The 14,843-nt window shown below is 46.3% G+C and carries 11 protein-coding genes; 10 read left to right on the forward strand and 1 reads right to left on the reverse strand.

The genetic code is table 11. The features are described 5' to 3' along the window. Positions 1-3: 3 nt before the first annotated feature. Both ABDW33_RS03195 and ABDW33_RS03200 read left to right on the forward strand, forming a co-directional pair. Positions 4-312, forward strand: coding sequence for a hypothetical protein (locus ABDW33_RS03195; protein WP_343688618.1), 309 nt, complete (start codon positions 4-6; stop codon positions 310-312). Between the two features lie 149 nt (positions 313-461). Then, complete coding sequence (locus ABDW33_RS03200) at positions 462-1,997, forward strand: choice-of-anchor Q domain-containing protein (protein WP_343688619.1); 1,536 nt, start codon at positions 462-464, stop codon at positions 1,995-1,997. Positions 1,998-2,168: 171 nt separating this feature from the next. Here the strand turns inward: ABDW33_RS03200 and ABDW33_RS03205 are convergent, their stop codons facing one another. Beyond that, positions 2,169-2,945 carry a hypothetical protein gene (locus ABDW33_RS03205; protein ID WP_343688620.1) on the reverse strand — a complete coding sequence of 259 codons (777 nt, stop codon included), beginning with the start codon at positions 2,943-2,945 and terminating at the stop codon, positions 2,169-2,171. A 114-nt stretch (positions 2,946-3,059) separates the two neighbouring features. Between ABDW33_RS03205 and ABDW33_RS03210 the strand changes: the two genes are divergently transcribed. From ABDW33_RS03210 to ABDW33_RS03245, 8 genes are all read left to right on the forward strand, one after another. Then, positions 3,060-3,647, forward strand: a complete 588-nt coding sequence (locus ABDW33_RS03210) for an RNA polymerase sigma-70 factor (RefSeq protein ID WP_343688621.1) — start codon at positions 3,060-3,062, stop codon at positions 3,645-3,647. A 36-nt stretch (positions 3,648-3,683) separates the two neighbouring features. After that, on the forward strand, positions 3,684-4,892 hold the full coding sequence (locus tag ABDW33_RS03215; protein ID WP_343688622.1) for an alkaline phosphatase family protein: 1,209 nt from the start codon (positions 3,684-3,686) through the stop codon (positions 4,890-4,892). A gap of 158 nt (positions 4,893-5,050) precedes the next feature. Beyond that, positions 5,051-6,205, forward strand: a complete 1,155-nt coding sequence (locus tag ABDW33_RS03220; RefSeq protein ID WP_343688623.1) for a FecR domain-containing protein — start codon at positions 5,051-5,053, stop codon at positions 6,203-6,205. Between the two features lie 290 nt (positions 6,206-6,495). Next, the gene (locus tag ABDW33_RS03225) at positions 6,496-9,756 is read left to right on the forward strand and encodes a TonB-dependent receptor (RefSeq protein WP_343688624.1); all 3,261 of its coding nucleotides are present in this window, start codon (positions 6,496-6,498) and stop codon (positions 9,754-9,756) included. Positions 9,757-9,773: 17 nt separating this feature from the next. Then, positions 9,774-11,285 (forward strand): RagB/SusD family nutrient uptake outer membrane protein, encoded by a 1,512-nt coding sequence (locus ABDW33_RS03230; RefSeq protein WP_343688625.1) that lies wholly within the window; start codon positions 9,774-9,776, stop codon positions 11,283-11,285. Positions 11,286-11,303: 18 nt separating this feature from the next. Then, the gene (locus ABDW33_RS03235) at positions 11,304-12,170 is read left to right on the forward strand and encodes a PKD domain-containing protein (RefSeq protein WP_343688626.1); all 867 of its coding nucleotides are present in this window, start codon (positions 11,304-11,306) and stop codon (positions 12,168-12,170) included. A 93-nt stretch (positions 12,171-12,263) separates the two neighbouring features. After that, positions 12,264-13,781 (forward strand): DUF4832 domain-containing protein, encoded by a 1,518-nt coding sequence (locus tag ABDW33_RS03240; RefSeq protein ID WP_343688627.1) that lies wholly within the window; start codon positions 12,264-12,266, stop codon positions 13,779-13,781. A 1-nt stretch (position 13,782) separates the two neighbouring features. Then, the gene (locus ABDW33_RS03245) at positions 13,783-14,835 is read left to right on the forward strand and encodes a DUF5009 domain-containing protein (RefSeq protein WP_343688628.1); all 1,053 of its coding nucleotides are present in this window, start codon (positions 13,783-13,785) and stop codon (positions 14,833-14,835) included. The last annotated feature ends 8 nt before the right edge of the window (positions 14,836-14,843 follow it).

Below are 14,843 nucleotides of genomic sequence, written 5' to 3' on the forward strand. Positions count from 1 at the left end.
GTTATGACCATGTTTACAACACTGGCCGTGCTGGCATTGGTATTTTTCGTCGCACATGTTATTTTGTTATTTACGTCTTTTGGTAAAAATGGATACCAGAAAAAGCGTTATTTCTATTCACATCTTACCCTCTGGATAGCTGGTATATTGCTGTTCATAATGGCTGCACTGTATGCGGGCAAACAGGTGTCGCCCATCCTGGATGTGTTTGACACCGTAGGTAAGCAGGCACTGATCCTGGGTGCTGTCGTCGTATTATCCTTTACTGCACACACAATTGTGCGCTACCTGGTAATTCCTCGTTTTAAATAATTGGCACACACAATGCATTGAAGTAGCCGCCTTTGAAAAAGGGCGGCTATTTTTTTATGAAATGAACGGTCCTACCTATCCGCTCCTTCGTCTTTATAGTGAAAAGCAGCTTTATTATTAGAAAACCCGTTAACCAAAATTAAAACACCATGAGAAAAACCCTCCTGATTGCCTGTAGTGGCTTGCTGATCTTCTCTGCCTGTAAAAAAGAGGCGGAAGAGAAGTTGAAGAACACCACTACAACGGCTGTGACTACGTCCTCAGTCACCAATTATTATGTCAATGGCACTACCGGTAATGATGCCAATGCCGGTACGTCAGACACCTTGCCATTAAAGACCATCCAGGCGGCCTTGTGGAAAACCGCTGATGGGGTAGGCGCTACTATCTGGGTAGCTGCCGGTACATACAAAGAAAAGCTCTGGTGGCCTTATTCAGGTGCAGATTCTACCCATCCTATTACACTCACCAATTACAATGGTGGTACCGTTGTTCTCGATGGGGTAGGTGCTGCGAATGGTACGCAGAAAGCGATGATCGCCGCGGTTTCCAGGAGTCATGTCCGCATCAACAACATTACGGTGGCGAACAATATTACGTCGAGTGCCGTGGGTATCCTGTTCCAGGGTAGTGGTACCGATATCCAGGTAACCGGTTGTAAGATCTACAATATCGGCTGGACCACGGATTCTACTGCCGTACCTGCTGCCACAGACAACGCTAATCCACTGATGGTATGGGGCGATGCGCTGGCGTCTTACAACAAAGTCTATATTGGCAGCAACCAGATCTACAGTTGCAATACCGGGTATAGCGAAGGGCTGACCATGGCAGGTAATGTGGAAAACTTCCTCATCGAAAATAATGTCGTGCATCATATTCGTAACATCGGTATCGACATGACGGGTCACTATTCCTGGGCAAATGCCAATGATAGTGTGAACATGGCGCGCAATGGGAATGTGAAGTACAATATCGTGTACAACTGCATTTCACCGGTAGCGCTGAATGGGGGAATTTATGTAGATGGTGGTAAGTACATCAACATCGAGGGGAACATCTGTTATAATAACTATGCAGGTATTTCCGCAGGTTGTGAAAACAATAATTATACGGCTACGGGTATTAACATCCGGGACAACTTTATTTACAACAGCAGGAATGCAGGTATACTGGTAGGTTCTAACCAGACTAACAGCAAGGTGACTTATTCTACAATTATGAACAATTCGCTGTATAAGAACAATACAGACGGTGGTTGGGGTGGAGAGATCAGTCTGCAGAATACAGACTATCTCACTATCAAAAACAACATCGTTTATTCTGCGAGCGATATCATGATCATTGCATTGTGGGGCTATTCATCTACTCACCTGGTGAGTGATTACAACCTGTATTATGGTTTATCTGCTAATGCGGCGTCTTCCACGTTCGACTGGTATCCGACCGGTACAACGTATGGTTCACTGGCAGCATTTACAGCGGCTACAGGTCTGGATGCCCATTCTACTTATGGCAATCCGAATTATGTAAGCAGTACGAACCTGCACCTGAGCAGCACATCACCTGCTATCAATGCGGGTGATCCTTCATTTGTGCTGGGTTACCAGGAATTTGATATCGACAGGCAAAGCAGGATTCAGAATAGCAGGGTGGATAAAGGTGCTGACGAAACAGCCTACTAATATCCAGGGAAGGTTGTCAAAAGAAACAGCCTGCTAATATGCCGGGAGGTTGTCAAAAGTACGCTGAAAGCCGGTGATTTGTCCCGCTGTCAGTTACCCGGATACAACGGGTTAATGGTTACTTTTGACAACCTCCTTTTTTGTATGCCGGCCACGCAGCGAATCTTTATTTTAACCGACCAGGTAAGCCTTCAGTTTTCTGCCCGCTTCATCTCCCAGGTACACCCCCTTGACGAGGCTACCCAATCTTGAAATATCTGAATAGTGATGTGATTTATGCTCCCAGTAACTTTCCTTTCTCCAACCATTATGTTTGGATACTTTACTCCAGTGATAGGAATCAATATCCACAATAGCCCGGCTACCACAGGAGTCGCAATAGTAAAAGTCTATTTTGATAATTTCTTTGGGCTTTGACGGCCCTTTTTCCGGTAGTTGCTTCAGGTCCATCATCATATCTGCCAGGAAATCATAATCGCCTGCCGGCCTGGTTTGTTTGTGAAACTTACCGGCGTCTAAAATATAGATAGACGTCTTTGCATAATATTGCCTGCATTTCTCACAGTAATAGTTCATCATCAACATCATAGAAAGAGGGAGGCACACAATTGCTAATTCTGCCAGGTGGATACCCTTCATCTCCATATCCCGAAAATAGATCCAGTTAGTGAGCCAGGAGGATAAACTAAGCAGTGCGCCAATTCCGACATTTATCCTTGGATTCCTGTTGTGATTATACCGTTTAAAGAGGTAAAAGATCCCGAAAAGGGCTGCCATCCATAAGCACATGGAAATAATACGGCCACCCAGGCCAAGATCTGCATAAGGGCCGGTATAGGTACCATAAATTTTACCACACCAGATGCTGGCGGGAAGGGCCAGGATTGTCGCTATTGTGAGGGGGATAGGGGCAAACTTTCCTGAAGAGCGGTATTGGGTTATTGACATAGTAGGAATAAATTGGCAATAAAATTACTGAAACAATGGTTCACTTTAATTATTTTTAGCAGGATAACATCAATTCAAAGCAGCTAAAGGAGCGATAGTCGGGTTTATTTACGCATGCAGGCTACCACGGATACGGAATTACTATATAGGCTGAGGAAGGGAGACGAAAGTGCCTTCCGGCAGTTATATGACCTGCATAGCAGACCGGTAGCTGCGTTTATATACCAGTTAACCCACTCGGCGGTAGACGCCGAAGACATTCTCCAGGATACTTTTCTGAAGTTATGGACCAGCCGGGACCAATTGCCGGCTATTGAGAACTTCGGGAACTACATTTTCATCATTGCCCGGAACAAGACCCTCGATCACCTGCGGAAGGTAGCCCGGCAGCAACAGCTGGCAGACCAGTTGTGGGCCAATATTTCGGAAGTGGCAGATGCCCTTGACCTGCAGCTGGATGCCAGGGAAAGCCAGCAGCTGATAGCCAATGCCCTTGCCCAGTTGTCCGAACAGAAGCAGACAATTTTCCGGCTTAGCAGGGTGGAGGGGTTGAGTCATGATGATATTGCAGCACGGCTGGGGCTGTCAAAGAGCAGGGTCAAGAATTTGCAGGTAGAAACCCTGAAACATATCCGTATTTTTCTGTCACGTTATGGCGGGCCAATGGGCGTGCTCCTGTTTACATGCTTAATGAAAAGCTAACATACAATTCGTTGAATAATTTCCATTTTTAGGGTTATGAAACATATACTAATATTCCTGTTGCTGGCGGGTACAGTCAGCGCACAATCCAAACGCGAAAAGAAAGTGGTATTCGTGATTGCAGACGGTATTCCGGCTGATGTGATAGAGAAGGTGGCTACACCGAATATTGATAAGATCATTGCACAGGGCACTTATACCCGGATGCATGTGGGGGGTGGAAAAAATACTTACTCAGAAACCCCCACTATCTCTGCAGTGGGGTATAATAGCCTGCTCACGGGCACCTGGGTGAACAAACACAATGTGCCTGACAATGACATCAGGGAGCCGAATTACCACTATCATAATATCTTCCGGTTGTTCAAGGAGGCGTATCCTAAAAAACAGACAGCAGTGTATTCCAGCTGGGAAGACAACCGGACTAAATTGGCACTTGCTGAATATGTAGATCTCCATGCAGATGGATATGAGCTGGATACCGCCAATTTTCATCATGATAAGCAGCGGGATTTTATGCATAACATTGATGAGAAGGTGATCAGCGAGGCAGTAGCAGGAATTAAAAAGAGCGGGCCTTCGCTTAGCTGGGTATATCTTGAATATACAGATGATATGGGGCATATGCATGGGGATAGTCCGGAGTTCTATAGAGCAGTGTCCCTCATGGATGCGCAGATGGGGAAATTATGGGAGGCAATACAGTATCGTCAGCAGCATTTTGCAGAAGATTGGATGATAGTGATCACGACAGATCACGGTCGTGATGAGAAGAAGGGACGTGATCATGGAGGGCAGTCCGCTCGTGAGCGCGGTACCTGGATGGTGACCAGTTATAAACCGTTGAATAGTTATGCAAAGTATTATGAACCGGGAATAGTGGATATTATGCCTACGATTGCACGTTATCTGAACGTGAATATCCCGGATTCTGTGGCACGGGAAGTGGATGGTACACCTTTGATTGGAAAGGTGGCAATTGCGCAGGTGGCTGCTGATCTTATTCAGGGGAATATTGATGTGAAATGGAAAGCGCTGGAAGATGCAGGGAATGTGAAGATTTATGTAACGACGACCAACAATTATAAGACCGGCGGTAAGGATGAGTATAAATTATTAAAGGAGGTGCCGGTAAAGCAGGAGCATGCATTGGTAGATGTGAAAGCACTAAATGAAGCAAAAGATCCGTTTTATAAGATCGTATTAGAAACGCCTGCGAACACCGTGAATCTTTGGGTGAAGTAACCGGCTTTGTACATATTGATTATCGCCTGCCCTTCCCGGCCTGAAAAATCCTGCTCCTGCCAAAGGCGGAAGCAGGATTTTTCGCTTTTTTTCGCCTATTTTAAAAAATTATTACTTTTTCGCGGTCCTTCCCCACACTTCAAACGTCTTTATATTATATGCCAGAGCATCAGTCAAGGATAGAATATTTGTTGGATCGTTATGTGAATAGGTCCTGCACCCGCGCGGAGCTGGATGAGCTATTTATGTACATCAAAGATGAACAGCATGAAAACACGCTTCATCAACTTCTGGACAATTACTCGGCAACGGCGAAAGCCGCTCCTGACCTGGACTATGATAATATATACAGGGAGCTTATTCCTCCCCGCGCCCGGGTATTCACCTTTCGGCGCCTGGCAGCCGCTGCTGTAATATTGTTACTCGCCGGTGCTGCCATCTGGTTCCTGGAGCCTACAGCAAAACATACACCTGTAGCCGCCAATGAAAAAGCAACCATCCCCATTGCACCTGGCAGCAACAAAGCTACCCTTACCCTGGCCGATGGCTCCGTCATTACATTGGATAGTGCCGGCAATCAAACCATTCACCAGGGCAACCAATCCATCAAACAGCAGAACGGACAATTACTATATACCGCACAGGGAAACACAGGTACTGTCAACTATAACAAACTATCAACCCCAAGGGGAGGACAATTCCAGATCGTATTGCCCGATGGCACAAAAGTATGGCTCAACTCAGCTACCACGCTCCGCTATCCGACGGCTTTCACCGGCGCCAACCGTGTCGTGGAACTGGAAGGACAGGGGTATTTCGAAGTAGCACCCAATGCCACACATCCTTTTCTTGTAAAAGTACCTTCCACACAAAGGGACAGTATGGAAGTACAGGTACTGGGTACCGGATTTGATATCATGGCCTATGCCGACGAAGCCACTGTAAACACGACCCTCATCAGCGGTAGTGTAAGAGTAAAAGAAGGAAACACACTACAAACCCTGCAACCCGGTCAGCAGGCTGTCATGGACAATAACAACCATGCCATCACTGTAAGACCCGCAGATATCAAGAAAGTAACCGCGTGGAAAAACGGTGTGTTTGTCTTTAATAATACCGCCTTGCCAGCTATTCTCAGAGAAGTAGCACGCTGGTATGATGTAGAGATCGTTTACACCGCAACTCCCAGCCCTGAGCTGTATGGAGGCGGTATCAGCAGGAACCTGCAACTATCATCCGTATTACGTTTACTCGAAGCAAGCGGATATAATCACCTGAAGTTAGAAGGAAGAAAGGTCATCGTATTACCGTAATCAATTAAACCAAAATTTATAGCTTATTGTTACCGGAAGGTAGCTAAACCAAAACTGTATAGAACCAAAATTTAAAAGCAGCAGAAGAAAATACCAAAAGCAGCCGCTAAAAGGGATACCTATGTAAAAACCGGAGACGCTCGCAACATCCCCGGTTTACTTATCCGGCATTCCTTGAATAATCACTGTAAGACCATTTAAGTACTACCAAACACTACAAAAGTATGCATTTCGATTGTAATGTAATGGCCCGCTGTGTGCGCGGGCTATCAACCAAAATTTGCCTGGTTATGAATCTGACCGCCCTACTTCTCCTGGTCACCTGTCTGCACGTTGCCGCTGCAGGGTATTCCCAGAAGGTTACTTTAACGGTAAAAGAAGCGCCGCTACAAAAAGTGTTTGCCGAGATCATCACGCAAACGGGTGTCTCTATTGTTTATTCTGAAAAGGTACTGTCCAATACCATCCCCGTATCTTTTCAGGTGAAGGAGGCCAACGTGCAGGATGTACTCGACCTGTGTCTTAAAAATCAACAGGTCACCTATTCACTGGAGGGAAATAGCTTCGTGATCCACAAAGCACAGATCACTCCGGTCGTGCTGGCAGATACGACCATTACCGTGTCAGGCAGGATCACGACACCCGGTGGCGCAGGATTACCCGGTGCAACCGTGATCGTAAAAGGCTCCCGCAGAGGTACGCAATCTGATGCTGAGGGTCACTTTACGCTCCGTGATCTGAATAAGTCAGATGTACTCGTGATCAGCAATATTGGTTTCGCTACAAAAGAATATCCTGTTGCAGGTGTGCATGGTACAATCAGCATTCTGATGGAAGAAGACACCAAAAAGTTCAACGAAGTGGTGGTAGTCGGTTATAGTGATAAAAAGAAAGGAGAACTGACCAGTGCTGTTACTGTAGTGAATGCGGAGAAATTGAAAGACGTCACCACCAACGACCTCGGTAGTATGCTGCAGGGAAAGGTAGCTGGTCTGCAGGTAGTGAACAGCTCCGGTGCCCCCGGTGCCGCTTCCGAAATCAGGCTGCGTGGTGTTTCATCTGTCAATGCATCGCAGACTCCACTGGTGGTCGTAGATGGGATTATAGGCGGTAATTACGATCCTAATGATGTGGAAAACGTAACGGTACTGAAAGATGCGGGTGCAACTGCCATGTATGGTTCCCAGGCAAATGCCGGTGTGATCATCGTTACCACCAAAAGAGCAAAGCTGGGGAAAACACAGTTCGAAGCAAAAGTAACAACCGGTTTCCGTAAACCTGATTTCGGCAAGATGAAGATGATGAACAGCAGCGAACTGTATGATCACCAGAAGGAGTATTACCGTGATTACGTACCGGGTACGACGAACAATTCCTATAAAATTGATATCCTCAAATTTTACAGTGAGCGACCCAAAACGCTGCTGGATCAGAACTACAGCTGGTTGAATACCATGTTCAGCACAGCTCCCATGCAGAACGTGTATATCGCTGCCAGTGGTAGTACAGAAAAGAACGACTATTATACAGCACTCACTTACTATAATGAAAAAGGTACTTTCATGAACTCAGGTTATCAGCGTGTGAACCTGCGTGCTAACTCTACTTATCATTTCACGAAGGATGTAGCTGTTACCAACAATATCAATATCAGTGGTACCAATGGCAAGTCTTACAACTACGAAGATGTGTATTATGCGTACCTGGGTATGCCGTGGGATAATCCTTACAACGCCGATGGATCACCCAGGTATGTAGATGGTAGTTCTACATTTAAATGGTGGTCGAGAGACAGGACGAACCCGGTGCACACCGTGGCGAATTCCTCACATCCGTACAAAACTTTCGATGTGAATTATGACCTGGGCCTGAATATCAACATTACCCCGTGGTTATCTTTCAGCAGCAGCAACCGTGGTGCGGTGAACTATTCGAAATCAAAAGATTACTATTCTCCTGAAACGGTGGCTTATCATAATGATGGTTACCTCTATGAATACAGTACCCTGGGTTATGGCTTTATTTCAAATGATCTCCTGAAATTCAAATTCAGGTTTGGTGATCACTCCCTCACCGGCTTGGCGGGTGTGGCCATTGAAAACAGCAAAAATGAAGTACTGGGTGGCTCCGGCAGGGGCTTACCATTAGGCCTGCAGGTGTTGAACGTGGTATCCAATACCCAGATGGTATACGGCTCCGCAGATCAGTCCATCATCCAGTCACTGATCTCCCAGGTGAGCTATGGCTACAAAGAGAAATACTTCCTTACAGGATCTTATCGTATAGATGGATCGACTGCATTCCCTTCGAACAAACGTTATGGTTCCTTTCCGGCGGTATCTGCAGCATGGGTGCTTAGCAACGAAGACTTCATGAAAGATACCAGGTTTGTGAATAACCTGAAACTGAGAGCCAGTTTTGGTGTGACAGGTACACAGGACATCGGGGCAGGCCGCTACCTGGGTCTTTATTCGCTGAACAGCCAGTATAATGGATCTACAGCAGCAACGCCTTCACAGTTGCCCAGTCCGAACCTGACCTGGGAAAGCAAGCAACAGATCAACGTTGGGGTGGATCTGAGTGTGCTCAACAATCGGTTAAACCTTACAGCAGACGCGTATAATAATATTACAAAGAACCTCCTGTTACAGGTATCTCAACCCCTGTCCGTCGGTTTTGAACAACGTTGGGAAAACGTAGGGCAGGTAGTGAACAACGGTATTGAACTGGGCATCAATTCAGTGAATATCCGTTCAAAGGATTTTGAATGGAGCACAGACCTGAGTGTGAATGTAAACACCAACAAACTGCGCCAGTTACCCAGCAGCATTACCCGTACACAGTCTACCTGGAGTATTTCACAGATCTATCGCAACGATGGTAACCTCTATGAATTCTACATGCCCAAGTGGCTGGGTGTAAACAAAGAAACAGGTGCACCGCAATGGGAAAAAGTAAACTATGATGCCAATGGCAAGGTGACGACCCGCGAAGCGACTTCGGACTATGCCAGCGCTACCTACCAGGAAGTAGGTTCAGCATTGCCTAAGTTCCAGGGTGGCCTGTCGTCTACCTGGAAATACAAAGGCATCAGCCTGAGCGTGAATACATATTTCATCACGGGCAATAAGGTATTCAGTAATGCCCTGCGCTTTGTGGAAAACGATGGTAATGAGCCGTACTACAACCAGATCGTATTACCGAAAGACTATAAAATCTGGACCAAACCGGGAGATGTGGCCACAGAGCCCAGCCCACAGAATGCGGCTAACTCAACAGAAACATCCAACCGTTACCTGAAAGATGGTAGTTTCCTTTCTATCCGCAATATCGCACTGGCTTACCAACTACCTAAATCGCTGGTGAACAGGTGGCTGTTGAATGATGTGACAGTATCCCTGACAGCAGATAATGTGTATACGTTCACCAAATTCCTGGGTCAGGATCCTAATACTTCCATTACTTCCACCGCTTATGTAATGCCGGGCGTATCGGATTTTAAGTATCCTAACAACCGCCAGTTTCTGTTTAACATCAACATCAGGTTTTAGTTAAAAACTATCAGGCCATGAGAACAAGATTTTTCTTTATCATACTTACCTTACCTGTCTTTCTGGCTAGCTGTCTGAAAGATGTGAGTCCAAGTGACGCCCTCACTACAGAAAATCTGACCAGCACCGTGACTGGTATGAAGAATGCGCTGAATGGGGCATATGCATTGTTCAAGGACCATATGGATTTTGCCGGTGGCCGGGACGACAACAATATGTACCTGCGCCAGTATTTTCAGATGAATGATTTTGCCAGCGATGATATTGTGTGTGGGCAAACAACGACAGATGCTTTTTATTACAGCTTTTCGCTGGCGCATACGCCTACCCAGACGAACAGTCGTTTCTTCTGGTATGTGTCTTACAAGATCATCAGTGATGCGAATACCGTACTGGCGGCAGCAGCTACTATCAGTAATCCCAGTGATGAGGTGAAGCAGATGATAGGAGAATGTTATTTCCTGCGCGCATGGGCCACCCTTGGGTTAGCGCGTTTTTATGCAAAGCCCTATACACAGGATCCTACGGCACCGGGTGTCATCCTCCGTACCTCCACCAGCGATCCTTCTTCCAAGGCAAGAGCTACTGTAGCGGAAACCTATGCACAGATCATTTCCGATGCTGAAATGGCAGCCAGTCTCATGAACACATCGCGTGGTGTGCAGTATGCTTCGAAAGAAGCTGCTTATGCGCTGCTCTCCAGGGCCTTTTTGTACGAAGATAATACCGACAGTACGACTTACTATTCCAACATGGTGATCAATTCAGGTCGTTTTAGCCTGGAGACAGCCAGTGGATATCCTTCTATGTTTGCCAACGCAACTTCCAGCACAGAAACCATTTTCTGTATCGCTTTCACAACAGTGGATGATTACAAAAAGGCCTCTATTGCTTCCATGATCTATACAGATGGAACATCTGGCTGGGGCGAGGAATTTGCAACTACTTCACTGAGAGATACGATGTCGGAATATGCTGATAGCGACGTACGCTGGAGCTACATCGTTCCATTTAAGGATGCGGGTGGAAATGTGGCGAAGAAGAATGGCATCGAGATGTATATGATCTCTAAATTCTCCGGTCAGGGCAATAGTCCCACACTAAGTTCACCTATCCTGTTCCGCCTGGCAGAGATGTACCTGAACAGGGCAGAAGCAGCAGCGAAGGCGGGCAATACAGCAGGTGCACTGGCAGATGTGAATATGATCCGCAGGAATCGTGGTTTGGAAAATGCACAGTACACAGCAGTTCCTGCCGGCAAAACGATCCTGGACGTAGTATTGAAAGAGAGACGCATTGAACTGGCATTTGAAGGACATCGCGCATTTGATGTGTACCGCAATAAACGGGCGCTGAACCGCACTTACTGGGGATATCACCTGCCGGGGCTGAAAGAATCCGATATCAACCTGTCTGTATTACCTACCAATTATGATAACATGATCATTAACTGGGACAATAGTAAAACCATCTATTATATTCCTATAGATGAGATGCAGACAAATACTTTGTGTACACAGAATCCTTAAAACTTAAAGCCGTAGATCATGCGTTTGAATAAACATATCATGGTAGCCCTGATACTGCTGGTAGTAGCAGGAGCCTGTAAGAAAGATAAAAGCACCCCATCTGCTGATTTATTTTATGAAGTACAGATAGATGGGTACAATGTGACATTTAAGAACGAAACCACCGGTGCTGCTTCTTATAAATGGGATTTCGGAGACGGGGATTCGTCTACAGAAGCAAGTCCTGTGCACACCTATCCCGGCAAGGGAAAGTATGTGCCTACTTTGTATGCTTATACCAAAGAAGGCAAGGTAACGGAGGGGTCTACGGTGGTGAATATCGCCAAGACATCGCCGGTAAAGTTGGATGATAATTCACTGGCAGACTGGGATACGATTTCCGTATTTGTAGTGACGCCGGCTGCATCAGAAACCTACTTTAAGAAAGCGAAGTTTGACTATGATGCGAATTATATCTATTGTTATTTTGAAGTGAAGTCAACAAAAGCCGCGAATGATATCTTTGATATCTACCTGGATTCAGATAACAATCCTGCGGTAGGATATGCGACGGGTACATTCCTGGATGCAGGTATGGATGTACTGATTGAGGGTACACTGCTGGACCCCACTACCATACCACCTGCGATGTATAACTACGCAGGTACCAACAATTCATGGGCATGGAACGATTCAGGGGCTTCTGAATTCTATACAATAGGTACCGTTGTGCAGGATGGTACGACCCTGAAATACGAAATGCGTTTTTCAAGAAACAAAATTAAAAACCTGCCTGCATCTACCGGGTTCAGAATAGGTATACAGGCCACTAAGAACGACTGGTCAGTAACTTATGGCTCACTGCCGGGATCTGGAGTGGCCGCATATCAGGTTACCTTTGAGTAAATTTTTGCCGTAGCTGGTAAAGGGGGGCAGGGAGGCATTAATTTGCATGACCTGCCCTTTTTATTGATCATTAAAGAAAAATTCATGAGGGCGATGCGCAATTTATTCCCTGTTCTGCTGCTGGCGATAGCTTGTGATAAAACGAGTGGAGGCGACGGTAATAATGTAGGTAAAGACAGTACAACAATCACCTATACTGCGAGTACAGAAGATTTTACAAATCCTGAAAGGGGGTTTTACCGATATTCGGAAACGACTGTTGATAATTTCACAGCATTAGACGCGACTACCCTGGCTACTTATAAAAGCGGGGCTACACCATCAGGTGGTAGTTTTAGTGTAATGAGTACATTGGTGTTCCGGTATTTTGTCATGAGCGGGTATAAAGACAAAGCGCTGCCGGCTTCATTTTTAACCAACCTGGCGAAGGACTTTGCGACGGCCCGTACTGCTGGCGTAAAACTGATTCCGAGGTTCACTTATACAATCAGTGTAACAGCGGGCAGTTGTCCGGAGAGCTGGATCTGCACACCTTATGGAGACGCCCCTAAGAATATCGTATTGAGTCATATTGCCCAGTTGAAGCCGGTATTGCAGGCCAATGCAGACGTGATTGCCACGGTGCAGTTAGGTTTTATCGGCGTATGGGGAGAGAACTTTTATACGGATTATTTTGGCGATGCATCTTCTAACGGACAGAAGCAGTTACTGGATAAAAACTGGCAGGACAGGTCAGAGGTGTTGAAGGCAATGCTGGATGCACTGCCGGCAGATAGAATGGTGCAGATCCGTTTACCACAGCTGAAGCAGAAGTTTGTATATGGTGTAAGTGCGTTACCAACATCCGTAGCTATGACCGCAGAAGAAGCGGCAACAGGTACCGACAAGTCCAGGATAGGATATCATAATGATTGTTTCCTGTCGGGGCCCAATGATTATGGCACTTTTGCAGACTATGGCAGTTCCGCTGCTACCCCGGTAGAAGCGACGACAGCCATGCGCAATTTCGTCTCCATGGATAGTAAGTACGTAGTAGTAGGAGGCGAGACCTGTAGTGATGAATATAGTCCGCAGAACGATTGTGAACCATCCGGGCATGCAGAAAAAGAGTTCAGCGATATGCATTATAGTTTTTTGAATGCGGATTACAATGCAGACGTTAACAACGACTGGCAGACAGGTGGATGCCTGGATAACATCAAGCGTAAGCTGGGATATAGACTGGTACTGAAAGATGCGACCTTTCCCGCTAAACTGGCAAAGACCGATTCGCTGACGGCCACTATTCATTTACAGAATGTGGGGTATGCGGCACCTTACAATCCGCGTCCGGTGCAATTACTGTTGCGACATACGGAGAGTAAGAAAATTGACACGCTGGTATTCACCACCGAGGTACGTAAATGGCTCACAGGGGATATTACCTTAAGACAATCTTTCAAACTGCCTGCTGGCATGGTGGCAGGTAGCTATGAGGTGTTGCTGAACTTACCGGATGGATATAGTACCTTGAGAAATATGCCGGCGTATAGTATTCGTTTGGCCAATAACAATGTATGGGAGTCAACTACAGGCTACAATAACCTGAATCATAAGATCACAATCCAATAATATGATAAAATCTTCCGGACGTTTATTATCACTGGATGTAATGCGGGGTATCATCATGATACTATTGGCAGGAGAGAGCTGCCGGGTGTATGATAGTCTGCATGAAGTGTGGCCGAATGCCTTCATAGAACAGTTTTTTCATCATCCCTGGCATGGGTTGCATTTCTGGGACCTGGTGCAGCCGGCATTTATGTTTATGGCGGGAACGGCGATGTATATTTCATATGAGAGCAAGTTGCGGAAAGGGGTGAGCTGGGCGCAGAATTTCAGGCATATACTGATCAGGAGTCTGAAGCTCTTTATCTGCGGGGTGGGGTTGCATTGTATCTATGCCGGTAAGCCGGTGTGGGAGTTATGGAATGTATTGACACAGCTGGCGTTTACGAGCATTATCGCTTACCTGTTTATCCGCCAGTCATTTACAGTGCAGATCATCGTGGGGTGCTTATTAATCATCCTCAACGATGTATTGTACAGAACGATCCTGATGCCGGGTTTTGATCAGCCTTTTGTAGAAGCACACAATTTCGGCGCTTATATGGATACGGTGCTGATGGGTAAGATCAATACGGATGGCTGGGTCGCCATCAATATCATTCCTACGGCAGCACACACCCTGTGGGGCGTGGCAGCAGGTAAGCTGCTGACGACTTCCCGTACGGGTGTGCAAAAGACGCTGACGCTGCTGGTGGCAGGCTTGATCGCCCTGATATTGGGTTTTGCAGCAGATTGGCTGGGGCTGTCTCCGATTATAAAGAGAATTGCGACCGCGGGATTTGTATTGGCAGCTGTGGGCTGGGTATTGTTGATACTGGCATTCCTGTATTGGTGGATAGATATTAAAGCGCATACCAGGTATACGTGGGTGGCAGTTGTGGTGGGTATGAATGCGATCTTTATTTACCTGTTCTTTGAAACGGTTGGTGCACAGTGGGTGAATGGGGTGGTGGCGATCTTTGTACCGGTTAAGGTACTGGCAGCCTTTGTGACGTGGGGATTGGAATGGGGATTATGTTACTGGTTGTACAAGCGGAGTATTTTCTTCAAGTTGTAAAATAAGAG

It is taken from the genome of Chitinophaga sp., from assembly GCF_039596155.1.
Taxonomy (GTDB): domain Bacteria; phylum Bacteroidota; class Bacteroidia; order Chitinophagales; family Chitinophagaceae; genus Chitinophaga.